The sequence below is a fragment of the Paenibacillus harenae genome (assembly GCF_030812415.1).
In the GTDB taxonomy this organism is placed as follows: domain Bacteria; phylum Bacillota; class Bacilli; order Paenibacillales; family Paenibacillaceae; genus Pristimantibacillus; species Pristimantibacillus harenae_A.
In genome coordinates this window covers 915,136-942,027 of record NZ_JAUSST010000002.1, presented here as the reverse complement: position 1 = coordinate 942,027, position 26,892 = coordinate 915,136, and the positions used below count along the sequence as shown (strand labels likewise).

The following is a 26,892-nucleotide window of genomic DNA, read 5'->3' as shown; positions in this document are numbered from 1 at the left end:
CTTGCGAGAGTGGTTATACGTTGTCGTAGCTGATGATAGTCCCCGGGTTTAGTCTGGGGTTCAAGTAGTCGTCAAGCGAGCATTCCAACAAGCGAACGATCTTGCCCATGCCCGGGGCAACTGGCGTAACCAGCATCTTAACCCCCATTGCCCATACTTCCTGAAAGGGCTCCATTTCTTCGCTGAACCCTTCAAACACTACCTCAAGCGGCATACTTGTATATAATGTCATACGGTTGCTTCCTCCTCAACCTTCGTCATTGGCATAGACCCATTCCTGCGTTCGTCGATCAATCGGTTCAACTCCCTCAAGGCGTCGCCTAAGCCGCCAACACGATCGATCAAGCCATGCTTGACTGCATCCGCGCCTATAACGGTCGTTCCAATATCGCGCGTCAGCTCGCCGGTCTTGAACATAAGCTCCTTGAATGTATGCTCGGTTACATTGGAATGAGAGGTAACGAAACGTACGACTCGCTCCTGCATTTTGTCCAAATACTCGAACGTCTGCGGCACTCCGATTACTAAGCCGTTGAGTCTGATCGGATGTATCGTCATCGTAGCCGTCTCCGCAATAATGGACAAATTGCCGGCTACCGCGATAGGTACGCCGATGGAATGTCCACCGCCAAGGACGAGCGTAACCGTTGGCTTCGACAATGACGAGATCATCTCGGCTATGGCAAGCCCCGCCTCTACATCGCCGCCGACCGTATTAAGGACAATAAGAATGCCTTCTATTTTCTGATTTTGTTCCGTCGCGACGAGTTGGGGAATTAAATGTTCGTACTTAGTCGTCTTATTCTGAGGCGGAAGTACGATATGCCCCTCCACTTGGCCGATAATCGTCATACAGAAGATGTTGGACTCCGCATGAATCGGCGTTGACGTTTGTCCAAGCTGCTGAATGGTTTCAACAACGGATGCAGCCGCCTTCTTCTTATCATCGGCTACTGCCGGTTCAGGCTGCTCGGCCGTAAAATCCATTTTTGTCGTTGTCATTGATAAGTATCCCCCTCTATGCTCATAACCTGCAACTCGTCATAGTATGGGGCTGGCGGCTGAATTTATACGGTTCAGGGGATATGGGAGGACCGAATGTTCATTCAAGGTTAAACAAAATAAAAAAAGAGGATCGTTATGTATAAGCAGCAACTACTGCGAAATACATATGATCCTCTTCTTTATTTCAATGGAAATTATACTTCCATGATGATCGGCAAAATCATAGGCCGGCGACGAGTTTGCTCGTATAGGAAACGGCCAAGCGCGTCCTTCACATTCGTCTTAAGCGATGCCCATTCGTTTACCTTGTCGTTCATCAGCTTCGTAAGCGTCGAAGTAACGATTCGGTTCGCTTCATCAAGAAGACCTTCCGATTCGCGAACATAGACGAAACCGCGCGAGATAATGTCCGGACCGGACAATATGGCGCCATCTTGCTTGCTTAGCGTAACGACTACAACAAGGATACCATCTTGCGACAACAGCTTGCGGTCGCGCAAAACGATATTGCCAACATCGCCTACGCCGAGACCATCGATCAATACGTTGCCTGCTTGTACTTTCGAGCCTTTGCGGCCTACGCCGCCTTGGAACTCGACCGTGTCGCCGTTATCGATGATGAAAATATTTTCGCGGTCAATGCCGATTGATTCGCCCAGCTTCGCGTGTTGACGCTGCATACGATATTCACCGTGGATAGGAATGAAATATTTCGGCTTGATCAAGTTAAGCATAAGCTTCAATTCTTCTTGGCTGCCGTGACCGGATACGTGAACCCCGGATACGGAGCCTGGACCATAGATGACGTTAGCGCCAAGGCGGAAAAGTTCATCAACCGTTCGTCCGACATAACGCTCGTTGCCGGGGATCGGCGTCGCTGCGATGATGACGGTATCGCCAGGCAGAATGTCCACTTTACGGTGCGTCGAGCGTGCCATCCGCGTAAGAGCCGACATAGGCTCTCCTTGACTGCCTGTGCACAAAATAACGACGCGGTCAGCAGCTAGCTTATTCACTTCCTCCGGCTCGATCAACATGCCTTCCGGAATATTGAGATAACCAAGCTCTGAAGCAATCCCTACTACGTTGACCATACTGCGGCCTACGACAGCAATTTTGCGGCGAGTTGCTATCGAAGCGTTAATAATTTGTTGAATACGGTGTACGTTGGATGCGAACGTAGCAACGACAACGCGTTGCGTCGATTTACGGAAAATATCTTCGAGCTCTTCTCCGACGTTGCTCTCGGATGGCGTAAAACCTGGACGCTCGGCGTTCGTGCTGTCGGACAGCAAGGCAAGCACGCCTTTGCTTCCAATCTCGGCAATTCGCTGCAAGTCGGCGAATTGATCGTTAACCGGCGTATGGTCGAACTTGAAGTCGCCCGTATGAACGACGGTACCTTCGGGCGTGTCCAAGCTAACGCCGACAGAATCCGGAATACTATGGTTCGTTTTGAAGAACGACGCGCGAATCGATCCGAACTGAATCTCCGATTCAGCTGTAATAAGAATTCGCTTCGTCTCGCCAAGTAAACCCGCTTCCTTCAGCTTGCCCTCGATCAGTCCAAGCGTAAGCTTCGTTGCGTATACAGGTACATTCAAGTTTTTCAACACATACGGCAAGCCGCCAATGTGATCCTCATGACCGTGCGTAATGAGAATGGCGCGAACTTTATCGCGATTTTCCGTTAGGTAGGAAATATCCGGAATGACAATGTCGATTCCGAGCATGTCCTCTTCCGGGAACTTCAATCCCGAGTCAACAACGATGATGTCGTTGTTATATTGAATCACATACATATTTTTTCCGATTTCGCCTGCGCCGCCTAGTGCAAATATGAGCAGCTTATCCTGGTTGTTCTTTTTCGACAAGTGGATCTAGACCTCCTTAAGGTTATGCGAAGCAGCAAGCTGCTTCGTTAGCATTATAATTTTGCTGGTAAGTATGACCGAAGCCTATTACGGCTTCAGTAGGCATATGGTGTGACTAACGAGACATAAACTGCCACGAAAGCCTATTCTTTGGAAACGTATAACGGTAAGCCGAAGCAAAGCGAGCGCTTCAGCCCTGTGAACTATAAGTCGCTACGAAAGATCATACGAAAACGATCGAAGCGTAAGCGGCTTCGAAAGCGTATTCTCTGGTCGTTGCAAACCGAAAATGCAAATATGAGCATACGTATGCGCTTCTATCGTCAGACGCCGTTCCGACGTTATTACTTCGTTCTCAAATATTTGCCGCACCCAGTCACTTGAACTCATTATACATGAAGAAAAAGCTGGAATACAAGTGAAACCCGATTTAGCGATTATTATTTAGATTTCCCCAAAAAACAAAACCGATGCTGGACGCACCGGCTGTCGTTGAATAATGGATTAAATTATTGAATTAAATCTCGGATGAATGCTGCTTCCGGCTCCGTTACCGTATCGAGCGGAAGCCTTACTCCGCCTACCGGAATCCCTTTCAATCCGAGCGCGTACTTCACTGCAACCGGATTAGGAACAGGATGCGGGCAATAAAACAATCCTTTGAACACCGGGAACAGTTTACCGTTGATGCGTACAGCCTCTTGAACATCGCCGCTCAAATAAGCATCGATAAGCTGCTTCATCTCCGCTCCAACAATATGGCTCGCTACACTCACAATACCGTATGCACCAACCGCAAGGGAAGGCAACGTCATGCTGTCGTCGCCGCTGTACACGACGAACCCTTCAGGCGCGCCGGCAATGATTTGCGTCAATTGGTCGGTCGAAGCGCAATCTTTCGTCGCAACGATGTTGTCGATCTGAGCAAGCCGGAGCGTTGTAGCGGCTGAAATATTAACACCTGTACGTCCTTCTACGTTGTAAAGAACGATTGGCAAAGCAGTCGCTTCAGCAACAGCCTTGAAATGCTGATACAAACCTTCCTGGCTAGGCCGGTTGTAGTAAGGGGCTACAATAAGCGCGCCGTCCACGCCGCAAGCTTCCGCTTCCTTCGTAAGATGGACGGAATGAGCAGTATTGTTGCTGCCCGTTCCTGCGATGATTTTGGCGCGGCCTGCCGTGTGCTTAACAGCGAAGCGGAAAAGCTCAAGCTTCTCGTTATCCGACAGCGTCGGCGACTCGCCCGTTGTGCCGCATACAACTATGCTTGCGCTTTGTTGCTCGTCAATTAAATAATCGATTAAACGTGCCGTTGTCTGCCAATCAATCTGTCCGTTTGCGTCAAACGGCGTTACCATGGCGGTAATTAATCTTCCGAAGTCCATTTGATCTCCTCCTATAAGAGCTTTGCCGTCTCGGCGCTGCACAATGCAACGTGCAAGCGATGAACGAATCGGCAAAACCAACATCGTTAACAGCTATGATTAAACCTTCATCGAATCCGCTAAAGATAATGCCCGAGATGATGCCGCGTCATCGTAAGCGCCGCGCCGCCCTCTTGCGTTTATAACGGCAAGTGCAGCTCGAACTTCGAGTGCAGAGCCCGCAGCGCGGATGGCATATCGGCTTCGCGAACAAGCACCCATATGGTCGTATTCGAATCGGCCGATTGCATAATGGAGATGCCTTGCTCCGTCAACGCTTCGACGATGCGGGCCATAACGCCCGGCTCGCCGTTCATGCCGCCCCCGATCACAGAAACCTTCGCGCAGCCGTTTACCGCTGCTGGCGTGAATCCGCCTTCCTTGAGCACGTTAACGGCCCTCTCGGCGTCCTGATCGAATACGGTATAGATAGCGCCGCTTGGTGTTACATTAATGAAATCGACGCTAATGCGATGCTTAGCCATCGACTGAAATACTTGAAGCTGCACATCGTTGCGCCCTTCAATTGCTTTCACCGATATTTGCGTTATGCCCGAGACATGAGCAATGCCGGTCACATGTCGATCTCTTACCGTCAGCTCCGATCGGTCCATAGATATATCGGTAACGAGCGTCCCAGGGTCGTTATTGAACGTTGAACGCACCCGGAACGGAATCTTCGCCTGTTGAGCGATCTCAACCGCGCGCGGATGGATGACTTTCGCCCCTTGACGCGCCATATTGCATATTTCTGCATAGCTGACGCGCGGAAGCGGCTTCGCTTCCTCGACAATACGCGGATCGGCTGTCAGAATGCCGCTGACATCGGTATAAATATCGACCATTTCGGCTCGCATCGCTGCGCCTAACGCCGTCGCCGACGTATCGCTACCGCCCCGGCCGAGCGTCGTTATATCGCCACGCGCAGTAACGCCCTGAAACCCGGTGACTATGACGACAACGCCTGTTTGCAGAAGGCTAACGATCCGGTCAGGCCTAATTTCCTTAATACGTGCATGTCCATACTGTTCATCGGTTATGATGCCCGCCTGTCCGCCGGTTAGCGCGACGGCAGGAATACCGCTCGAAACAAGTAAACTGCATAAAGCAGCTGCAGATATAATCTCCCCGCAACCCAGCAGCATATCTCTTTCTCGATCCGGCAATTGATCGCCGTTGTCCCTAATAAGCTGAAGAAGCGTATCCGTTGCGTACGGATCGCCCTTCCTCCCCATTGCGGATACGACGATGACGACTGCATATCCGTTGCTTCGTTCTCTTCTAATATGGTTAATGACGTGTTCTCTGGCATGATCGGTTGATAATGAGGTGCCCCCGAATTTTTGGATCAGGATGCGCATGTAAGATAGCCTCCGTTGCCGATCGCAAGATGAAGCAGCGCACTACCCTTTTCTTAATACATTTTTTAACCTTTTGCGATATGTTCGGCGATTTGTACGGCGTTCCATGCTGCACCTTTGAGCAGGTTATCGGAAACAATCCACATATTAAGTCCGCGCTCATGTCCAAGATCGCGTCTCAAGCGACCGACGAATACATCCGGCTTGCCGGCAGCATCGGTAGCAAGCGGGTACTGCTGGTTAGCCGGATCATCGACGAGCGTTACGCCCGGCGCATCCTCCAGCAACTGCTTGACATCTTCCAAATCGTAGTTGTTTTTGAATTCAACATATACCGATTCCGAATGGCCGTAAACGACGGGAATACGAACGCAAGTCGCCGTTACTTCGATCGACTCATCGCCCAAAATCTTCTTCGTCTCCCGAACCATTTTCATTTCTTCGAGCGTATAGCCGTTGTCTTGGAACTTATCGATCTGCGGAATGGCATTGAATGCAATCTGATGCTTTACAGGAAGTGTGCCTACAGGCAAAATATCCGGATTAACCGGATCGCCTTGCAAGGATGCTCGGGTCTGGCGCAGCATCTCGTCGATTGCACGGCTTCCGGCACCCGAGACGGCTTGATACGTCGATACGATAATGCGAGCGATGCCATAACGATCGTGAAGCGGTTTAAGCGCTGCAACCATCTGGATCGTCGAGCAGTTCGGGTTCGCAATGATACCCTTATGCTCGTTAACCTTCTCGATATTAACCTCCGGCACGACTAGCGGCGTATGCTCATCCATACGATAAGCATTCGTGTTGTCGATACAGACGGCGCCATGCTGTACCGCAAGAGGAGCAAGTGCCTTCGTTACGTCGCCGCCTGCGCTGAACAGTGCAATATCAACGCCCTTGAAGCTGTCCGGCGTCGCTTCTTGAACGGTAACTTCCTTGCCTTGGAACGAAAGCTTGATTCCTGCTGAACGGGCAGACGATAATAGCTTAAGCTCTTGAATAGGGAAATTTCTCGATTCGAGTAGTTTAAGTATTTGTTCCCCAACTGCGCCTGTTGCTCCAACTACCGCAACGTTGAACAATTTCTGATTCGACACCTGTTGTCGTCTCCCCTTTGCGCATCCGTCAATTAAAACGTTCGATGAGTAGCGGTTGGAGCTGCTTGCCTTGCAATGCAGCCTCGCAAGCTTCCATGACAAGATCCATCTTGGCAACAAGCGAATTCGGCTTCTGCACAGGATTATCTTGGCCGAACGGTACGAAATAAATATGTTTAGCCACTAGCAACTTCGCAATGTTAGCGGCATTCAACCCTAGTCCGTCATTTGTCGAAATGGCGAGCACGACTGGACGGCTATTGCGCATCTGTGCTTTGGCAGCCATGAGAACTGCACTGTCAGTCAGAGCGTTAGCCAAGCGGCTTGTCGTATTGCCCGTACATGGAGCGATAACTAGCACGTCGAGCAGCTTCGAAGGGCCAAGCGGCTCTGCCTGCACAATCGTGGATATCAACTCATTGCCGGTAATCGACTTCAGTTGCGCTTGCCAGTCTTCGGACTTGCCGAACCTGGTGTCTGTCGTCATTAACGTATTCGATACGATCGGCACGACGTTGGCACCCGCATCGACGAACCGTTTAATTTCCGGCATGACTTCGGCAAACGTGCAATGTGAGCCCGACAACGCGTAGCCCACCGTAATTCCATTCCAGTTCATGACCCATTCCCCCGCTTAATCGAATCGTCCAAAATCAACTGTGTCAAGCAATCCGCTATGATACGTCCAGCTGTCTTCGGTGCGACGATACCGGGTAGTCCGGGTGCAAGCATCGCCTTGATGCCACGCTTCTCGGCAAAGCGGAAATCAGTCCCGCCAGGCTTCGATGCAAGGTCGATTACGACCGCTCGCGATGGCAAATTTGCGATAATTTGCGCTGTGACTATCATAGTCGGAATTGTATTAAAAAGCAAGTCAATATTCCCCACTTGCTGCTGCAAAACCCCCATATAAAAGGGCTCTAAGCCCATCTCCGAAGCACGTGCAAACTGCTCGGAACGGCGTACGCCAACCTTCACTTTCGACCCTAACCCCTGGAGCGTGCGAGCGAGCGTGAACCCGGTTCGCCCAAGACCGAGAACCATGGACGTTGACCCGTGAATCGTAAAATCGGTATTTTGAATAGCCATCATAATAGCGCCTTCGGCAGTTGGAATCGAGTTGTAGATCGCAACATCGTCACGATCGAACAGTTCGACCAACGCAATATCGTTTTGCTCGCATAACTGCCGCAAATAGGGCTTCGCCATGCCCGCATAAACTTTGCAATGCTTCGGCAGCTTTGCAATATGAGCTTCGGTCAGCTTCATTCGGCGGTCGCTGAATACGGCATGAATGATGCCTTCGTCGTCCGTCCCCACCGCAGGCAGCAGCAGCGCGTCGACTCCTTCGAACAACTGTTCATCGAACTCCGCTTGCACCGCGCCGTCCAGCGAAGAATGCAGTCCGTCGAAGCCGCATACCGTAACGCTTGCATCAAGCTCAGTCAGCTTGCGGATGATTTCAAGCTGTCTTGCGTCACCCCCAAGCAACAGCACTTGAACGCCTGTTAGCATTAGGCCTCACTCCTTTCTGGCAATTGGATATGTATCATCTTATGCTACCGCCCAAATCGGGGTGAAAAATAAAAAAAAGATCGGGTTAATGCCCCGATCTTTCTTATCCATTCCTATGATAGGCTTAAACGCCTGTATGTCCGAATCCGCCCGCGCCGCGCACGGTTTCCGGCAATTCGTCTGCTTCTTCGATCGTCACGACCGGCACTTGCTGGAATACCATCTGCGCAATGCGCTCGCCTCGCATGATGGTGAACGGCTCTTGGCCCAGGTTAACGAGCAGCACCTTTACTTCTCCGCGATAGTCGGCGTCGATCGTTCCCGGGGAGTTCAAGCAAGTAATGCCATGCTTGTACGCAAGGCCGCTTCGCGGCCGAATCTGCGCTTCCAGCTCGCCGGGCATCGCCATCGCGAAACCAGTAGGGATAAGCTTGCGCTCACCCGGTGCCAGCACGACCGACTCCCCGACCGCGGCCTGCAGGTCAAAGCCCGCTGCCCACTCGGACATTTTGCGCGGCACGGCAATATCCTCATTGCCTTCTAGTCTCTTAAACAGTACCTGAAACAAACCGATTCCTCCCCAATTGCGCAGCTGCTTTGTCATTTGATCCTACCATCGCAACGGCAAAAGGAACGGACAGCATTTGCTTCGTTATAAATTGTACATCTTCCATCGTCACCGCATCGATCCGCCGCAGCAGATCGTCAAGCGTATAGTGGCGTCCGAGCATCAACTCATTTTTACCAAGACGGTTCATGCGGCTGCTCGTGCTCTCCAGGCTCAGAATCAAGCTGCCCTTCAGTTGCTCCTTGCCGCGATGCAGCTCCTCTTCGGAAAGACCTTTCACCGACAGCTCTCCGATCTGTTCCATCGTCAGATCAAGCACTTCCTTCGTCTGCTTAGGCGCCGTGCCCGCATAGATCGTGAACAACCCGGAGTCTGCATAGGACGTATGGTACGAATACACGGAATAAGCGAGTCCGCGCTTTTCCCTGATTTCCTGGAACAATCTCGAGCTCATGCCGCCGCCGAGCGCATTGTTCAGCAGAATCATCGCATACAAATGGGAATCCGTAATCGAGCAGCCCGGGAATGTGACGCAAATATGGTTTTGCTCCGTCTTCTTCTTATAGAAGTTGTACTCCCCGTGGAACAAGGGCGGCTCGTTGCCGACAATAATACCCGCCTTGTTCGCGAACCCGCCGAAATGTTTCTCGAGCAGCTCAAGCAAGGCTGATTCCTCTACGTTGCCCGCAACGCTTATTACGGTATTGTCGATCGTATAACGTTCATTCATATAACCGCGGAGCGTATCCGGACCCATCGCCGTCAAGCGTTCCTCTAGACCAAGAATGGAGTATGCGAGCGGATGATCGCCGAACGAAGCGCGAGATGCCTCGTCATGAACCTTGTCATCCGGCGTATCCTCGTACATCGCGATTTCTTCCAAAATAACGTTTTTTTCCTTGGCCAGCTCTTCCGCGTCCATTTGCGAGTTGAAGAACATATCGGAAAGCGCGTCTACCGCGATCGGCAGATGCTCGTCAAGCACCTTTGCGAAGTAACACGTATACTCCTTTGCCGTAAAGGCGTTGACATTGCCGCCAATACCGTCGAACAGGTCCGCAATATCCTTCGCCGTACGTTTGTCCGTTCCTTTGAAGAGCATATGCTCGATAAAATGGGAAATACCGTTGTTCTCCGGCGTCTCGTTGCGCGAGCCTGTCTTCACCCATATCCCGAACGATACCGATCTCACATGCGGAATATATTCAACGACAACGCGTAATCCGTTACTAAGCGTATATTTGTTCACCAAGTATCCTCCTACAACACGAATGATTTCACTATATCAGAATAAGTCCGCTCCCTCAACAACGGAGGATGCGATTCGGTCCGATGACAGGGTCTCACTTACCGTTCCAAGCGCGTAACCCTTCGCCTTGGCGCTTGCGATCATGCCGGCGAGCGCATCCCGACTCGATGCCGTCGGATGCATTAAGATTAATGCGCCCGGCTCCAGCTTGGCGTTGATTTTGCGAATGATCGATTCGGCCGACGGCTTCCTCCAATCAACCGTATCGATCGTCCAGAGCACCGTCTGCAGCCCTTGCTCTCTTGCTACTTGAACCGTCATTTGGTTAAAATCGCCCGAAGGCGGCGCAAACCATCTATTATTCACGCCTAGCGTCGACTTGAGCAGCTCCTCCGTTTTCGCTATTTGCGTGTATGCAGCCCCGCGGCTTAATTCGCTCATGTTGGGATGGGAGTAAGCATGGTTGGACATCTCATGGCCGGCTGCTTGTATTTTACGGGCCATCTCGGCGTTTTTGTTCAGCCAGCTACCATCAAGGAAGAAGGTTGCCTTCACACGTTCCTGTTCCAGCGTCTTCAGCATCGGCTCGATAAATTCATTGCCCCATGCCACATTAATCATAAAAGCAATCATCTTCTTGTTCGGATTGCCGCGATAGACGGGATGCGCCCCTAAGTCTTCAAGCTTTATTGTCGGCTCAATTTCCTTGAATATGTAAGGGATTGCGTTTGATGCGGGCAATCGCAATGCTGCCTCATACGTTCGATCAACATCGACCTCAATGCCGTTATAACCCGGGATTGCTCGCCATACCCGATCGATAACCGCATTGACGGGCGCTTCCCGCTTATTTGCCGCCTCGGCGACAATCGTATCGTATAGCTGGCGCTTCTCCTCGTCGCTGCGCTCAATCTTGCTTATTGCGAAGCTTGCGCCGCCCGATTTGACAGCAGCTAAATAAGATGACACGTCTTCGTTCATCCGCACGAAGACGATCACCATCAGCATGCTTGCCGCGATGATCGCCGCTTTTCGAATCTTCATAGCCCCAACTCCCGCATAGCCTATTGCGCTCACATTCATCGCCTTGCGGCCGGTCGTGGACGCGCTTAACACATATGTATGAATTGTAGGACGAGATTATGTGGCGATGCGGTCATTCTGTGCAAACAAAAAAGAGGCAGATGGAATCTGACTCTTCGTTTGAAGCGATATCTTTGCGCTGGCCAAATCCTATTGTGCAGGCTCTGGCGTTAGTACCGCTTTGCGAGATAGATTGATACGTCCTTGTTGATCGATCTCCGTCACTTTAACCGTAATTTGGTCGCCGATGTTCACAACGTCCTCGCACTTGGCAACACGCTCGTTCGCAAGCTGAGAAATGTGGACGAGACCGTCCTTATTCGGCAAGATTTCAACGAACACGCCGAATTTCTCTATGCGTTTAACCGTACCGAGGTATACTTCGCCAATCACAACTTCTTTGACGATGCCTTCGATGATCGCTCTCGCTTTTTGGTTCATCTCTTCATTCGAGGAAGCGATAAATACCATACCGTCCTGCTCGATATCGATTTTCACGCCGGTTTCTTCGATAATTTTATTGATGATTTTGCCGCCTGCACCGATAACGTCACGGATTTTGTCCGGATTGATGCGAAGCGTCAATATTTTCGGAGCGTATTTGGATAGGCTCGTTCGGGATTGCGACAGCACATCCGTCATCTTGCCAAGAATGAACAACCGTCCGAGACGCGCTTGCTCAAGCGATTGCTGCAAAATGCTGCGGTCAATGCCGTCGATCTTAATATCCATCTGAATGGCCGTTACGCCTTCAGCCGTACCCGCTACCTTAAAGTCCATATCGCCGAGATGGTCTTCCATCCCTTGAATGTCGGACAAGATGGAGAAATGGTCGCCGTCTTTAATAAGCCCCATCGCAATACCGGCTACAGGAGCCTTGATCGGTACGCCGGCGTCCATCATAGCAAGCGTGCTTGCGCAAATACTTGCTTGCGATGTCGAGCCGTTCGACTCTAGAACTTCGGATACAAGACGAATCGTGTATGGGAAGTCGGCTTCCGACGGAATGACTTTCGACAACGCGCGTTCGCCGAGTGCGCCGTGACCAATCTCGCGGCGTCCAGGAGGACGGAGCGGACGAGCCTCGCCTACGCTGAATGGTGGGAAGTTGTAATGGTGCATGAAGCGCTTCGTTTCCTCTGGGGAAATACCGTCCAAAATTTGAACGTCGCCCATCGCGCCAAGTGTACAAATGCTTAGTGCTTGCGTCTGACCGCGAGTGAATAAGCCGGATCCGTGTGTACGAGGCAGTAAAGCAACATCGCACTCGATCGGACGAATCTCGTCCAATCCGCGTCCGTCAGGACGAACTTTATCGTGAGTAATCAGGCGGCGAACCTCTTCCTTCACGATGTCGTACAATACTTCCTTCACATCGGACAACAGCTCGGGGCTATCGGCATATTTCGTTTCGAAGTTGGCAATCGTGTCGCTGTTCACGGCATCGATAGCCTCTTGGCGAGCATGCTTCTCGGCAATCTTAATCGCTTCTACGAGACCTGCGGAAGCAAATGCGCGAACCTCATCATTTACTTGCGCATTTACGCTATGCAGCTTAACAGCCATCTTCGGCTTGCCTGCAACAGTTTGCAGCTCTTCGATCTTTGCTACGATGTTCTTGATTTCGTCATGACCGAACATGATCGCCTCAAGCATCACTTCTTCAGACACTTCGTTGCCTTCGGCCTCTACCATCATAATGGCATCCTTTGTGCCCGCTACAACGACGAAAATATCCGTAAGCTGCTCTTGCTCAACCGTTGGATTAATAACGAATTGACCATTCACGCGACCAACGCTTACGCCGCCGATCGGACCGTTGAACGGAACGTCGGAAATCGATAGCGCCGCGGATGTGCCGATCATTGCCGCAATCTCCGGCGGGCAGTCTTGATCCACGCTCATTACGAGGTTGGCAATCTGTACGTCGTTGCGGAAGCCTTCAGGGAACAAAGGACGGATCGGACGGTCAGTAAGACGGCTCGACAGAATCGCTTTCTCGCTCGGACGTCCTTCGCGCTTAATGAAGCCGCCAGGGATCTTGCCGACTGCGTATAGACGTTCCTCATAGTTGACTGTCAACGGGAAGAAGTCCAAATCCTTCGGTTCGGTCGATGCCGTAACCGTACACAATACGACCGTATCGCCGTATCTAACCGTTACTGCGGCGTTCGCTTGCTTAGCAAGACGGCCTGTCTCAATGGAGAGCGGTCTGCCGCCTAAAGTCATTTCAATGCTATGTACCATCTGTTATCCCTCCTAAACCTTACATTATTGGCAAATCTATCGGAAACTATTCATATTACAAAAAGCAACCCGAATCCGCATATCCGATATTCCCGGACGGCAGGACAGCCAGGTTGCTTTTCATTACGCATGTTTTAACGGCGAAGGCCGAGTTTTTCGATCAATGCGCTGTAACGTCTAACATCTTTGTTCTTCAGGTATGCAAGCAGCTTACGGCGCTGACCTACCATCTTGAGCAAACCACGGCGGGAGTGGTGGTCTTTCTTGTGCTCCCGGAAATGTTGCGTCAAGTTAACGATGTTTTCAGTCAGGATAGCGATTTGAACTTCCGGAGAACCGGTATCGTTCGCGTGCGTTTTGTGTGTGTCGATCAATTCCTGTTTACGTTCTTGAGTGATTGCCATCCTAATTCACCTCCTTCTTCATAATCGCCATTAGCCTCGTGCGCCGCCGGTGAGAGCGGACAACCAAGCTAAGGTTAAGTATGTGTCCGTATTATACAAGCTGCATAATCAGTCACAACGTTGTAAAGTATATCATACCGAATAGGCGTTTGTCGAGGCGTCTAAGCTTAATTAGAGAATTGCTCTCTAACCTGGTCGGAATCCCGTCCAATTTGCTTGATGAGCTCGTCCACCGAGCTGAATTTCTTCTCGGTCCTCACGAAGGATCGGAACTCAATCCGAATCTTCTCTCCATAGATATCTCGGTTGAAGTCGAACAAATGAGCTTCCATAACCGGCTGCACGCCTTCCTTATTGAAAGTCGGCTTCATTCCGTGATTTAGAACGCCAGGATATGGTCTGCCATCGAGCCATGCGACGACAGCATAGACGCCAAGCCTTGGAAATACGTAGGGGTAATCGAAATCGATATTGGCGGTTGGAAATCCAATCGTTCTTCCTCTTCCGTCCCCATGCACGACCGTTCCCGTAATTTCATACGCCCTGTCGAGCAGCAGCGATGCCGTTTCCAGATCGCCCTTCTCCAGCGACTCGCGAACCCATGTACTGCTTACTTTGCCTTCATTCTCATAAAGCGGCTCCACGATATGTACGTCGATGTCGGGAGAGCCAAGACGCCTCAGCTCTTCCGCATTGCCAGCGCCTTTGCTTCCGAACGTGAAGTCGAAGCCTACGACCACTTGCTTCGCACGTAACCCCCGAAGAACTTCGTCTACGAACCGTTCCGGCGTAATCGATGCGAAAGACAGGTCGAAGCTCATTACGAATACAAGATCGACGCCAAGCTCGGCGAACAGCTTCGTCTTAACGTTTAAAGGCGTCAAACAGCGGTAATACTGATCGCCTTGCCCCAGCACCTCTTTCGGATGCGGGTCAAAGGTCATGACCGCAGATAGCTGACCGGCAGCTTTCGCTTCTTCCACGGCTCTGCGGATGACGTTCTGATGTCCGCGGTGTACGCCGTCAAAGTGGCCGATAGCTATAGAAAGCGGTTTGTCCAGCTGCAATTCGGACAATCCGTCTAATGGATATTGAAGGGAAATCATCTTCAACGCTGATACACCTGCATTTCTTGTTAAGCTTAACGTTAATATCGGCGACTGGTGAGAAGACGGTTACGAGAATACCTTAATCGGCTTCAGCAGCGCGCTTTCCGTATCGATCTGAAAAATTCCAATAAACAGACGACTATCATTATATAATCGCACAATCTCATCGTTATCGCCAGAAACGTCGGCAATGGAAACTTCGGTTAAGGCGATCTTCTGCCCAAGCAAGGCTTGCTTGCCAACTGCGGCCGAAACTTCGGCGATTGGCAAATGATCGATTGCTTCGTCAGCGTCAATGAGATGTTCATCAAGCTGGCCTGATTGCTGCAATTCCTCAATCCGCTCGAGCGTCAAGCACCGATCGCGCGTAATGCCGCCTGACATCGAACGCGTAAGACTCGCCATTGTAGCAGGTACGCCTAACGCCTTGCCGATATCCACGCATAACGTGCGAATGTAAGTGCCCTTGGAGCATGTGGCGGAAAATCTTATTTCCGGATACTGCTGATCCAGCTTCATCTCCAGCAGTTCCAATAGGTAGATCGTTACCGTTCTCGACTTCCGCTCTACCGTCTTTCCTTCTCTAGCAAGCTCGTACAGCCGCTTGCCGTCTACCTTAACGGCCGAGTACATAGGCGGTATCTGATCAATCCGGCCAACGAAACGACGCAGCGCCGTGCGTACAGCATCCTCCGACACTTGCGGATACGGCTGATCGTCAAGAACAGCACCTGTTATATCCTCCGTATCGGTAGCGATACCGAGCTTCAGAACCGCCTCATACGCTTTCGGACGCTCCTGCAAATACTCGACAACCCGAGTAGAACGGCCAAGACATAATGGGAGAACGCCCGTAACCATCGGGTCAAGAGTCCCTGCATGGCCGATTCGCTTCATCCGCAATATGCGTCTGACCTTTGCTACAACATCATGGGATGTCCAGCCCTCCGGCTTCCAAACCGCCAAAATGCCGTCCATGGATTAAATCAACGCCTTTCGCACTGCTTCCACGAGAAGACCGGGCGCAGCATCAATTGAACAGTCAAGCCGGCAACCTGCCGCTCTGACATGTCCGCCGCCGCCGAACGATTGGGCAATAGCGGCAACGTCCGCTTTGCCAGCCGAACGTAAACTAGCTTTCACTGCCCCATCTTCCGTTTCCTTGAATAAAATACCTACTTCGACGCCGTCCACGTTAAGCGCATAATTGACGATTCCCTCTAAGTCCTCCGAAAGAGCACCCGTCGTGCGAATATCGTCCTTGCCTATATGAACCCAGCCGATCTTCAGATCGTCGGTAAAGGTTAACCGGTTAAGCGCCAGCTTAAGCAGGTTCAGCTTCGCGATTGTCATCTTCTCGAGCAAATGATCGGCGAGCTGATGGCCTGATACGCCAATGGCGAGCAGCTTGGAGGCAATCTCCATCACTCGCGGACTTGTATTGGAGTAACGAAATCCGCCAGTGTCGGTAAGCAGACCCGTATAAATGGCCGTCGCACAATCGTGGTCCAGTTGGATGCCCCCTCGCTCAATCAGGTCATACAAGATTTCAACGGTCGCTGCCGCATTGTCACGAATGACATTCACGAGGCCGAAGCCGTTGTTCGTAGGATGATGGTCGATGTTAAGCAGCTTAACGCCTTCAGCAAAGCAGTTTGCAACGTCCCCGATACGGCGGAAGTCGGCGCAATCGACCGAGATAACCGTATCGTAGACCTGCTGCGGCGGATTCGCCCTATAATGGACGATCTCCGCTGAGCGATGCAAGAAGCTTAGCCGTGAAGGCAACTCGCCTTCGTTGATGAGCGTAACTGATTTGCCCAGCTTACGGAGCAACCAGCCTACGACAACCGTAGAGCTGATTGCATCGCCGTCAGGCTGTACATGCGATACGACTAGAAAGTTGTCTCCTTCTCGCAAGAAAGCGAGCGCATCGTCCAACTGCTTCAAGTAGCTCGCGGAAGCGATCATCGGGCATCGTTTCCGTTATTGATGTTGTCGAGCAATGCCTCGATTCGGCTTCCGTATTCGATGCTACTGTCGAACTTGAACAGCAGCACCGGCGTATGGCGCAGCTTCATCCGCTTGCCAAGCTCGGAGCGCAGGAAGCCGGTGCCGCGTGCTAGCGCTTGAAGCGTCGCTTCCTTCTGCTCCTCGCTGCCTAGAACGCTCAGGTATATTTTCGCTTGCGATAGATCGCTTGTCGTCTCTACGCCCGTTACGGTAATAAAGCCGATTCTTGGATCTTTAAGCTCCATTTGAATAATTTGGCTCAGCTCTTTTTTGATTTGCTCGCTGACCCGCCCAACACGGATTTTTGCCATACCGTAATCACCTCTCTACCGTTTCCATGACGAACGCTTCAATAATGTCCCCTTCTTTGACATCGCTGAAACGATCAAGCGTGATGCCGCATTCGTAGCCTTGAGCAACTTCCTTGGCGTCATCCTTGAAACGTTTGAGGGAATCGATCTTCCCTGTATAAACGACAATGCCGCCGCGGATAAGTCTTGCCTCTGCCGAACGGATCATTTTACCGGAAGTAACCATCGAACCGGCAATCGCGCCAACCTTCGTCACTTTGAATACGTTACGAACCTCTGCATGACCGATAACGACTTCTTTATAGATCGGATCAAGCATGCCTTTCATCGCTTGTTCGATCTCGTCGATGACGTTATAGATAACGCGGTGCATACGCACGTCTACTTTTTCTTGAGCGATCGTCGATTCCGCTTGCGGATCAGGACGAACGTTGAAGCCGATAACGATCGCGTTCGATGCGGAAGCCAGGATAATATCCGATTCCGTAATTGCGCCCACGCCGCTATGAAGAATCTTAACGCGTACGCCTTCGATATCGATCTTCGAGAGCGAGCCTTTAAGCGCCTCGGCCGAACCTTGAACGTCAGCTTTGATAATAACGTTCAGGTCTTTAATTTCACCGTCTTTGATATGATTATACAAATCATCGAGCGTAACGCGAGTATTCGCGCCCATCTCGGATTGGCGTTGTTTGATCGAACGGCGGTCGGCGATCGCACGCGCTTTGCGCTCATCCTCGAACACCATGAACGGATCGCCTGCTTGCGGCACTTCCGTAAGACCCGTAATTTCGATCGGTGTCGATGGTCCGGCTTCTTTCAATCGGCGGCCTTTGTCGTTGACCATCGCTCTAACGCGGCCGAAACAGTTGCCTGCAACGAATGCATCGCCGATCTTAAGCGTACCGTGCTGCACGAGAATACGCGCTACCGGGCCTTTGCCTTTGTCAAGCTCGGCTTCGATAACCGTCGCGCGAGCACGCTTGTTCGGATTCGCTTTGTAGTCATTCACTTCAGCAACGAGCAAAATCATCTCGAGCAAGCCTTCAAGGCCGATACGCTGTTTCGCGGATACTTCAACGAAAATCGTGTCGCCGCCCCACTCTTCCGGAACGAGCTCATACTCGGTCATCTCTTGCTTGATCTTGTCTGCGTTCGCTTCCGGCTTATCGATCTTGTTGACCGCAACGATAATCGGAACGCCCGCTGCCTTCGCATGGTTGATTGCTTCGACCGTCTGAGGCATGATGCCGTCGTCGGCTGCTACGACAATAATCGTAATGTCCGTTACTTGCGCACCCCGAGCACGCATGAGCGTGAACGCTTCGTGACCAGGCGTATCCAGGAACGTTATTTTTTTATGATTGATTTCGACTTGGTAAGCGCCGATATGCTGAGTGATGCCTCCGGCCTCTCCGCCCGTTACGTTCGTTTTGCGAATCGCATCGAGGAGTGTCGTCTTACCATGGTCGACGTGACCCATAATGGTAACGACTGGCGGGCGTGCTTCTAGATCCGCTTCTTCGTCCGTCTCTTCAACCGTCTCGAATGAATCCTCTTCGACCGGAATTTTCACTTCCACTTCAACGCCGTAATCGGTCGCGAGCAAATGAATGGCATCCATGTCGATTTCTTGGTTGATCGTTGCCATAACGCCAAGGAAAATCAGTTTCTTAATGACTTCGGAAGCATCCTTATGGAGCAGCTTCGCGAGTTCGCCTACCGTCATTGTACCGCGTACAATGATTTTCTTAGGCGTATTGTCGATTTTCTCGCGAGCGGGCTGTTGCTGTTGGTATCTGCCGCCGCGACCTTTTTGACCACGGTTATTGTTGTTGCCGCCTCTGTAGCCGGGCTTGCCGTCATCGAAACGCTTCTGGCCGCTGCGGCCGTTTCTATCCTTGGCATCGCTTGCGCCGCGGTTCGGAGCTTGAGTCGATCTGGATTCGAACGTACGGCTTGGCGCCGCCGGAGCGGATGCCGAACGATTGCCGCCACCGTCAGGGCGCGGAGCGCTTGGACGATTGAAGCCGCCTTGGCCTCCTTGACCGCCTTGTGCCGGACGTCCACCTTGACCTTGTGAGGAAGGACGATTAGGACCGCCGCCTTGGCCGCTAGGGCGATTCGTGTTCGATCCGGATTGCGAAGGACGGTTGCCGCCGCCGCCTTGGCCTTGGCCGCCTTGACGATTCGGACTGGAACCGGACTGCGCCGGACGGTTATTGTGAGATTGAGCAGGACGATTGCCTTGCTGAGCTGTTGGTCGTTGTTCGCTTTGCTGTTGGGTAGGTTGTGTTTTCGTATTAATAGAATTCGTAGGCCCCTGTCTATCATGATTTGGATTAGTGCTCGTCGGCCCTTGCGTCGCTTGTGGCGCTTGTGCCGCTTGCGCTGGCTGTGGCTTTCGCTCTTGCTGCTGTTGTTGAGGCTGCTGCGCTTGCTGCGATGACGGGCGATTAGCGCCTTGCTTAGCAGAAGCCGACGAAGATACGGACACGCTGGAGGTCGATTCCTGTGCGCGCTTAGCGGCCGCATTCGCCTTAATATCGCGGAAGAAGCCTTCAACCTTATGAACCATTTCGTTTTCCATTACGCTCATATGGTTGTTTACAGGCAAGTTCAGCCGTTTAAGAATCGTAATAATTTCTTTGCTGCTCATATTGAGCGACTTCGCGTATTCGTAAACGCGTAGTTTATCTTTATTTTCCTTGCTGTCTTGTTTATTGTTCAATATTATCCACCTCCGTATTATGGCTCAGATGATTCGCAATCATTTTTCCGAACTGCGAATCGGTTACCGCAAGCACGACTCGATCGGGCTTTCCAATCGCCTTTCCCAGTTGCTCACGGTCGAACGCTTCGGCGAGTTGTATCCCGTAGGTGCTGCACTTATCGTTGAATTTCTTCTTCGTATTGGCGGAAGCGTCTCCGGCAATAATGACCAGATGCACTTGCTTCTGCCTTACCGCCTTGAGCACAATTTCATCGCCGGTGATGAGCTTGCCGGCACGCATGCACATGCCAAGCGTCGACAATACTTTATTCGTCTTCATCGGCGCTATGCTCCTTGCCGGCAATGAACTGGTCCTCAACCGCTACGAAGTCCTGCTCTAGTTGATCGTAGATATGATCGCCCACTGGCTGCTTAAGCGCACGATCAAGCGCTTTTGTTTTCTTAGCAAGCTTGAAACAGCTCACTTTGCCGCACAGATAAGCTCCGCGTCCAGCCTTCTTGCCCGTCAGGTCAATCTGAACCTCTTCGGCTGGCGTCCGCACAACCCGGATAAGTTCCTTCTTCGGCATCATCTCTTGACAAGCGACGCATTTGCGAAGCGGCACTTTTCTTGGTCTCACCGCGCACCCCTCCTCTGCGAGTTACATTGACAATGCTGCATATCTCAATACTAATCGATCGAGACGGAGTCCTGATGCATCGTGCCCGTCGTCGTTCTCGGACGTCCGTATTCCTGCTCGGCTTGCGTCTCGCTCTTAATATCGATTTTCCAACCCGTTAGCTTCGCGGCAAGACGGGCGTTTTGACCCTTAATGCCGATCGCGAGCGATAACTGATAATCAGGCACGATGACGCGCGCCATCTTCTCTTGCTCGAAGACGATAACTTCTAGCACTTTGGATGGGCTAAGCGCATTTGCAACATATTCTTCCACATTCTCGGACCAGCGAACGATATCGATTTTCTCGCCTCTGAGCTCGCCGACGATCGTTTGAACGCGCACTCCCTTCTGGCCTACGCAGGAGCCGACAGGATCGACTTCACTATTGCGGGTATGAACGGCGATCTTAGAGCGGAAGCCCGCTTCGCGCGCAACGGAACGAATTTCAACGACGCCATCGTAAATTTCAGGCACTTCAAGCTCGAATAGACGTTTCAACAAGCCCGGATGCGTACGGGACAAAATAATTTGAGGCCCTTTGGTCGTATTCTCGACTTTCGTGATATACGATTTGACGCGGTCGCCGTGCTTGAACTTGTCTGTCGGCATAAGCTCGGTAAGCGGCAATACCGCTTCTACTTTGCCTAGATCGACGAATAAGTTTTTTACGTCCTGACGCTGCACGATGCCGTTGACGATATCTTCTTCCTTATCGATGAAAGCATTGTAGATAAGGCCGCGTTCCGCTTCGCGGATGCGCTGCGTGACAACCTGTTTCGCCGTCTGGGCGGCGATCCGGCCGAAGTCGCGCGGCGTTACTTCAATCTCCGCTACGTCGTCAAGCTGATAATGCGGGTTAATCTCGCGGGAGGCTTCGACCGAAATCTCAAGTCTCGGGTCAAGCACTTCCTCTACTACTGTCTTGCGGGCATATACCTTAATGACGCCGGTGTGGCGGTTAATGTCCACCCTTACGTTTTGTGCGGTATTAAAATTGCGTTTGTAGCTGGAAATCAGCGCTGCTTCGATGGCCTCTAACAGCACGTCCTTCGTAATGCCCTTGTCTCTCTCGATTTCCTGCAACGCTTCAATAAAATCCATGCTCATTGGAATGGAGTTCCCCCTTTCAAATATGAAAAAAACTTCTAACGAAGTCTCTCGAGAAAAAAACGAATGCTAGAACACGATAGCCAGACGAGCGCTCGCAACTTTCGAGTAAGGGATCGTATGCTCCTTCTTGCCCACAGCAACAACGGCGTTATCGCCGTCAAACGAAAGCAGCAGCCCTTCAAACTCCTTAGCGCCGCTGATCGGTTCGTATGTCGTTATGTAAACGTGTTTTCCGACGGCTTTACGCACATCCTCCGGTTTTTTCAGCGGGCGCTCCGCTCCAGGGGATGACACCTCGAGGAAATACGCATCCGAGATCGGATCATTCTTATCCAGCTGCTCGCTTACGTGTTCGCTAATTCGGCCGCAATCGTCTATATCGATCCCGCCCTCCTTATCTACGAATATCCGGAGAAACCAGTTGCCGCCCTCCTTCACGTATTCAATATCGACCAGTTCAAATCCATGGCTGTCAAGAAACGGTAAAATCATTTCTTCAACGGCGGTTTTGATTTTGGATGTGCTCAAATTGATTTGACCTCCTGTATTATACGCGGTATGCCTGTTTTGCCGAATACAAAACGTAAAGAGTGGGTTTCCCCACTCTTCTGCATTAAAGTCTTTATCATCATCATTGCCACAAAAATTATAACATAACCGCTATAGAGTGACAAGAAATGTTTTCAAGCCGTTTTTAAACTAAAACAACGATAGCTGGTTCGATTCAGGCAGGCCGCGGAAACAGCCCATCGAACCGAGCACTTCCACGATCGTTTTCGTTGCCTTCGATTTCATCTGGAAATCCTCGATCGACAGGAACTCGCCCTCTTCTCTTGACGCCGCAATGTTTCGCGCCGCATTCTCTCCGATTCCGGCAATTGCCGCGAACGGAGGAATAAGAGAGTCGCCGTCCACCTGGAATTTCGTCGCGTCCGAACGGTATAGATCAATCGGCTTGAACGAGAAGCCGCGCGCCGTCATCTCGAGCGACATCTCGAGCTGCGAGACCATGTTTTTCTCCTTGGGAAGCGCGTTAAACCCTTTGGCCTCGATCTCGATCAACTTAGCCAATATGGCATCATAGCCTTGGCAGAGCAGTTCCAAATCGAAGTCGTCGGCTCGAACCGTAAAGTACGTCGCATAATATTGAATCGGATAATAGAGCTTAAAGAAGGCGGTGCGTACAGCCGAGATAACGTACGCCGCGGCATGCGCCTTCGGAAACATGTACTCGATGCGCAGACAGGAATCAATGTACCAAGCCGGCACTTTGCAGCGCTTCATTTCCTCGATCCATTCCGGCGTCAAGCCTTTACCCTTACGAACGCTCTCCGTAATCTTGAACGCCAGTCCCGCGTCCATTCCCGCTTTGTAGATCAAATAGAGCATAATATCGTCACGACAGCCAATAACGGTCTTGATGTTGCAAGTGCCGTTCTTGATGAGCTCTTGGGCATTGCCGAGCCAAACGCCCGTACCGTGCGACAGACCTGAGATTTGCAGCAAGTCGGCGAACGATGACGGCTGTGTCTCCTGGAGCATCTGGCGAACGAATTTGGTGCCCATCTCGGGCACGCCATAAGTCGCGACCGATGAACGGATCTTCTCCGGCGCGACTTCCAGCGCTGCCGTCGAGTTGAACATGCTCATGACTTTCGGATCGTTCATCGGAATCGTTGTCGGGTCGACGCCGGTCAAGTCCTGCAGCATCCGCATCATGGTCGGATCGTCATGCCCGAGTATATCGAGCTTAAGCAGGTTACTCTCGAAGGCGTGATAGTCAAAGTGCGTCGTTTTCCATTCCGCGTTCTGATCGTCGGCCGGGTATTGCACGGGCGTTACGTCTTCGACTTCGATATAGTCGGGAACGACGACGATACCGCCCGGATGCTGGCCGGTACTGCGCTTGACGCCCGTACAACCGCTCGCAAGTCTAGCAAGCTCCGCTCCGCGCCATTTCTTCTGATGCTCTTCCTCGTATTTCTTAGCGAAGCCGTAAGCCGTCTTCTCCGCGACCGTGCCGATCGTTCCGGCACGGAATACAGCTTTCTCGCCGAACAGCACTTTCGTGTAATTATGGGCAACTGGCTGATATTCCCCGGAGAAGTTAAGATCGATATCGGGAACTTTATCCCCCTTGAAGCCTAGGAACGTCTCGAAGGGAATATCTTGTCCTTCGCCTTTCATCGGCTGGTCGCATTTCGGGCACATCTTGGCGGGAAGGTCGAAACCGCTCGGAACGCTGCCGTCCAAGAACCATTCGCTATGTCGGCAGTCCGAGTTTTTGCACATATAATGGGCTGGCAGCGGGTTAACCTCGGATATGCCAAGGAACGTCGCTACGACCGAAGACCCTACCGATCCCCTTGAGCCTACGAGGTATCCGTCGGCATTCGATTTCTTCACCAGCTTCTCGGAAATCAAGTAGTTGGCGGAGAAACCGTATTTAATAATCGGGACAAGCTCCTTCTCCAATCGGTCGATTACAACTTGCGGTAGATCTTCCCCGTACAAATGCTTCGCCGTCGTGTAACAGGTATTGCGGATTTCTTCGTCTGCGCCTTCAAGATTCGGCGTGAACAGCTCGCTTGGGAACAGATCGTACGATTCGAAGCGTTCGGCCAGCTCAGAAGTATTCGTTACGACAACTTGGCGGGCGCGCGCTTCCCCGAGGAAAGCAAATTCCTCGAGCATCTCGTCGGTCGTACGGAAATGAGCATCGGGCTTGCGTTGCCCCTTAAGCGGGCTAAAGCCCGTAATGCCATGAATCGTAATGTCCCTGTACATTTTATCGCGCGGGTTCAAGTAATGGACGTTGCCCGTCGCGATAACCGGCTTGCCAAGCTCGTCGCCGATCTGACAGATGCGGCGATGCGCTTGCTCGATCTCCGCTCTGCTTCCGACCAAGCCTTTATCCACCAAATGCATATAGAAATCGATCGGTTGAATTTCAAGCACATCGTAGAAGCGTGCAACCTCGGTTGCTTCTTCCTCCGACTTATTCAGCACCGTCTCGAAAAATTCGCCCTTCTCGCAGCCGGAAATCACGAACAGCCCTTCCCGCAGCTCGACGAGCTTGCTCTTGGGTATCGTTGGGACTCGTTTGAAATACTCGGTATGCGACATGGAAATCAGCTTGTATAGATTTTTTTTGCCTACGGCGTTCAAGGCGTAAATGTTGCAATGGAAAGGGCGGGAATTGGATAAGTCCATACCAACGTAATCGTTAAGCTGATGAAGATCCGTTATATTGCGTTCCGCCGCATCGCCGATCAAGCCGAATAGGACGCCGCCGAGAGCGATCGAGTCATCGATGGCACGGTGATGGTTTTCCAGGCTGATCTTATATTTGTCGGAGAGCGTGTTCAGACGATGGTTTTTGAGCGACGGATGAATGAATCTCGCCAATTCGAGCGTATCTAGCACCGGATTCATCACTTCCGGCATTCCAAATGATTTGCATGATGCCTGTATAAAGCCGATATCGAACCGGGCGTTATGCGCGACTAAAACGTCATTGCCGATAAATTCGATGAATTCGCGCAGCTTCGGTTCCAGCTCAGGCGCATCCTTCACCATATCGTCGTTAATATTCGTAAGCTGCTGAATGTTATAAGGTATTTTCTCATGCGGATTAATGAAGGTCGAGAAACGATCTATTTCCTTCCCTTCCCGCATCTTAACGCCGGCGAGCTCGATAATCTTATTATTAATAACGGACAAGCCGGTCGTCTCGATATCGAATACGATGTAAGTAGCTGAAGCGAGCGGCTCGGGTCTTGAATGCAGCACCATCGGTACGGCGTCATTAACGACGTTCGCTTCCAAGCCGAAGATAACCTTGATGCCATGCTTCTTGGCAGCCTTGTAAGCGTCGGGATAACATTGCACGTTGCTATGGTCTGTTACGGCAATCGCCTTATGCCCCCACTTCGCGGCCTGCTTGACGTATTCGCCGATAGGCGTTACGGCGTCCATGACGCTCATCGTCGTATGAAGGTGGAACTCGACGCGTTTCTCCTCGGCTTTGTCCTTGCGCTCCGGGGGCGCCCCAATCTCGTGCAGGTCGTTCGGCATCATGACCAGTTCGGGCTCCTGCATGAACCGGTCGTACTCGATCCGGCCGCGCGCCTTCACCCATTTGTCATTCGCCAGCTGGCTCAGCACTTTCACGTCGTCTTTCGTCTTCGCGAACATCTTCATCGCAATGGAGTCGGTGAAGTCGGTGACGTTGAAGGTAAATAACGTGCTGCCGTTGCGAAGCTCCTTCATGTCAAGTCCGAATACCGCGCCCTGCACCGTTATTTTCTTCTCTTCCTCTTGGATGTTCATCAGAGGGACAGCTTCTTCGCGAATATCATAGCCGACTGCAAGCTTAACCGCTTCCTCGTCATCGCCTGCGGACAAAGAGTCCGATTGCGAGCTGGCCATCAGTTGCTGAACAACCTCTCGCTCCTCTTCCACGAGCTTTAAGTTGAACTCGTCCAAAATTTCTTGGCGCGATTCGCTGACAATCATTTTGACTTTGCTTGCGCGATGGAAATTCGTTTCATAGAAGCGGACGATCTCCTCGTCAAGCTTCTTCTTCCGCGCCAGCTCCAGCCCCGTCGTATCGAGCAGAGACAGTGTAAGCAGGTCGCCCTGCACGTCAATCGTTGCTTTCTGCAGCCAGCCGTTAACCGATGCGATCTCGCGCTGCGCCCATTCCATGAATAAACCCCAATATTGCCGTAAAATCGATTCCGTCTCTACGACGGGATCATAAATAAGCTGGAACGAAACCGCGGCGATATGCTCGAACTTCATTTTCGCTGCTTGGCAGAAGCCGTTATAAGCCTGTAAAGGCACCATGGACGTTTTGCGGATGCAAAACGTCCATTCCCGATTGCTGTTGCTTACGATTACTTGATCGATGTAACCGTCTTGAAAATAAGATTGTATAAGTTCCTGCGGCAGACCTGCTTGCTGCAATAAAAGCTCGAAGCGCTGCCGCTTGTCACCGGTTTGGCTCATGCGTATCACTCCTTATGATCCAATCCGAACACATTTGTTCGTTCTTTATTACAAAGTTTAAGTAATTTACAGCGATAAAGCGTAAAGGAGATCATTCTGATCGGCGATAAA

23 protein-coding genes are annotated in these 26,892 nt (G+C 51.5%); all 23 read right to left on the bottom strand.

The genetic code is table 11. From position 1 onward, the window contains the following. Positions 1-13 precede the first annotated feature (13 nt). Complete coding sequence (locus tag J2T14_RS09220) at positions 14-232, bottom strand: YlzJ-like family protein (protein ID WP_307204106.1); 219 nt, start codon at positions 230-232, stop codon at positions 14-16. Further along, positions 229-1,002: a ClpP family protease gene (locus J2T14_RS09215; RefSeq protein ID WP_307470041.1), complete on the bottom strand. Its 774-nt coding sequence runs from the start codon at positions 1,000-1,002 to the stop codon at positions 229-231. The genes J2T14_RS09220 and J2T14_RS09215 overlap by 4 nt, the downstream gene beginning before the upstream one ends. A 197-nt stretch (positions 1,003-1,199) precedes the next feature. Continuing rightward, complete coding sequence (locus J2T14_RS09210; protein WP_307204104.1) at positions 1,200-2,879, bottom strand: ribonuclease J; 1,680 nt, start codon at positions 2,877-2,879, stop codon at positions 1,200-1,202. A gap of 509 nt (positions 2,880-3,388) precedes the next feature. Then, the gene (dapA, locus tag J2T14_RS09205) at positions 3,389-4,264 is read right to left on the bottom strand and encodes a 4-hydroxy-tetrahydrodipicolinate synthase (protein WP_307470039.1); all 876 of its coding nucleotides are present in this window, start codon (positions 4,262-4,264) and stop codon (positions 3,389-3,391) included. 179 nt (positions 4,265-4,443) lie between these two features. Further along, positions 4,444-5,664, bottom strand: a complete 1,221-nt coding sequence (gene dapG / locus J2T14_RS09200) for an aspartate kinase (protein ID WP_307470036.1) — start codon at positions 5,662-5,664, stop codon at positions 4,444-4,446. A 65-nt stretch (positions 5,665-5,729) separates the two neighbouring features. Continuing rightward, on the bottom strand, positions 5,730-6,764 hold the full coding sequence (locus J2T14_RS09195; protein WP_307470031.1) for an aspartate-semialdehyde dehydrogenase: 1,035 nt from the start codon (positions 6,762-6,764) through the stop codon (positions 5,730-5,732). 28 nt (positions 6,765-6,792) lie between these two features. After that, a complete protein-coding gene (locus tag J2T14_RS09190; RefSeq protein ID WP_307204099.1) occupies positions 6,793-7,383 on the bottom strand; it encodes a dipicolinate synthase subunit B in 591 nt (196 codons plus the stop codon). Further along, entirely contained in the window at positions 7,380-8,279 is a 900-nt protein-coding gene (dpsA, locus tag J2T14_RS09185; protein ID WP_307470028.1) for a dipicolinate synthase subunit DpsA, read from the bottom strand. The genes J2T14_RS09190 and dpsA overlap by 4 nt, the downstream gene beginning before the upstream one ends. A gap of 124 nt (positions 8,280-8,403) precedes the next feature. Continuing rightward, entirely contained in the window at positions 8,404-8,883 is a 480-nt protein-coding gene (gene dut, locus J2T14_RS09180) for a dUTP diphosphatase (RefSeq protein ID WP_307470025.1), read from the bottom strand. Next, positions 8,828-10,096: a M16 family metallopeptidase gene (locus tag J2T14_RS09175; RefSeq protein WP_307470023.1), complete on the bottom strand. Its 1,269-nt coding sequence runs from the start codon at positions 10,094-10,096 to the stop codon at positions 8,828-8,830. Before J2T14_RS09175 ends, dut begins: the two co-directional genes overlap by 56 nt. A 36-nt stretch (positions 10,097-10,132) precedes the next feature. After that, positions 10,133-11,140, bottom strand: coding sequence for a polysaccharide deacetylase family protein (locus J2T14_RS09170; RefSeq protein ID WP_307470020.1), 1,008 nt, complete (start codon positions 11,138-11,140; stop codon positions 10,133-10,135). A gap of 189 nt (positions 11,141-11,329) precedes the next feature. Continuing rightward, on the bottom strand, positions 11,330-13,426 hold the full coding sequence (gene pnp / locus J2T14_RS09165; protein ID WP_307470018.1) for a polyribonucleotide nucleotidyltransferase: 2,097 nt from the start codon (positions 13,424-13,426) through the stop codon (positions 11,330-11,332). Positions 13,427-13,560: 134 nt separating this feature from the next. Continuing rightward, positions 13,561-13,830, bottom strand: a complete 270-nt coding sequence (gene rpsO, locus J2T14_RS09160; RefSeq protein WP_307204092.1) for a 30S ribosomal protein S15 — start codon at positions 13,828-13,830, stop codon at positions 13,561-13,563. Between the two features lie 167 nt (positions 13,831-13,997). Continuing rightward, positions 13,998-14,936 carry a bifunctional riboflavin kinase/FAD synthetase gene (locus J2T14_RS09155; RefSeq protein WP_307470413.1) on the bottom strand — a complete coding sequence of 313 codons (939 nt, stop codon included), beginning with the start codon at positions 14,934-14,936 and terminating at the stop codon, positions 13,998-14,000. A 69-nt stretch (positions 14,937-15,005) separates the two neighbouring features. Next, positions 15,006-15,917 (bottom strand): tRNA pseudouridine(55) synthase TruB, encoded by a 912-nt coding sequence (gene truB / locus J2T14_RS09150; RefSeq protein ID WP_307470016.1) that lies wholly within the window; start codon positions 15,915-15,917, stop codon positions 15,006-15,008. A 3-nt stretch (positions 15,918-15,920) separates the two neighbouring features. After that, complete coding sequence (locus J2T14_RS09145; RefSeq protein ID WP_307470014.1) at positions 15,921-16,910, bottom strand: DHH family phosphoesterase; 990 nt, start codon at positions 16,908-16,910, stop codon at positions 15,921-15,923. Then, complete coding sequence (gene rbfA / locus J2T14_RS09140; protein ID WP_307204089.1) at positions 16,907-17,263, bottom strand: 30S ribosome-binding factor RbfA; 357 nt, start codon at positions 17,261-17,263, stop codon at positions 16,907-16,909. The genes J2T14_RS09145 and rbfA overlap by 4 nt, the downstream gene beginning before the upstream one ends. Positions 17,264-17,270: 7 nt before the next feature. Next, a complete protein-coding gene (gene infB, locus J2T14_RS09135) occupies positions 17,271-19,922 on the bottom strand; it encodes a translation initiation factor IF-2 (protein ID WP_373458133.1) in 2,652 nt (883 codons plus the stop codon). Positions 19,923-19,983: 61 nt separating this feature from the next. Further along, complete coding sequence (locus J2T14_RS09130) at positions 19,984-20,316, bottom strand: L7Ae/L30e/S12e/Gadd45 family ribosomal protein (protein WP_307204085.1); 333 nt, start codon at positions 20,314-20,316, stop codon at positions 19,984-19,986. Beyond that, positions 20,303-20,617, bottom strand: a complete 315-nt coding sequence (gene rnpM, locus J2T14_RS09125; RefSeq protein ID WP_307204084.1) for an RNase P modulator RnpM — start codon at positions 20,615-20,617, stop codon at positions 20,303-20,305. The genes J2T14_RS09130 and rnpM overlap by 14 nt, the downstream gene beginning before the upstream one ends. A gap of 50 nt (positions 20,618-20,667) precedes the next feature. Then, positions 20,668-21,765: a transcription termination factor NusA gene (gene nusA / locus J2T14_RS09120; protein WP_307204083.1), complete on the bottom strand. Its 1,098-nt coding sequence runs from the start codon at positions 21,763-21,765 to the stop codon at positions 20,668-20,670. A 69-nt stretch (positions 21,766-21,834) separates the two neighbouring features. Then, entirely contained in the window at positions 21,835-22,296 is a 462-nt protein-coding gene (rimP, locus tag J2T14_RS09115; RefSeq protein ID WP_307204082.1) for a ribosome maturation factor RimP, read from the bottom strand. Between the two features lie 171 nt (positions 22,297-22,467). Beyond that, entirely contained in the window at positions 22,468-26,781 is a 4,314-nt protein-coding gene (locus J2T14_RS09110) for a PolC-type DNA polymerase III (protein ID WP_307470007.1), read from the bottom strand. Between the last annotated feature and the right edge of the window lie 111 nt (positions 26,782-26,892).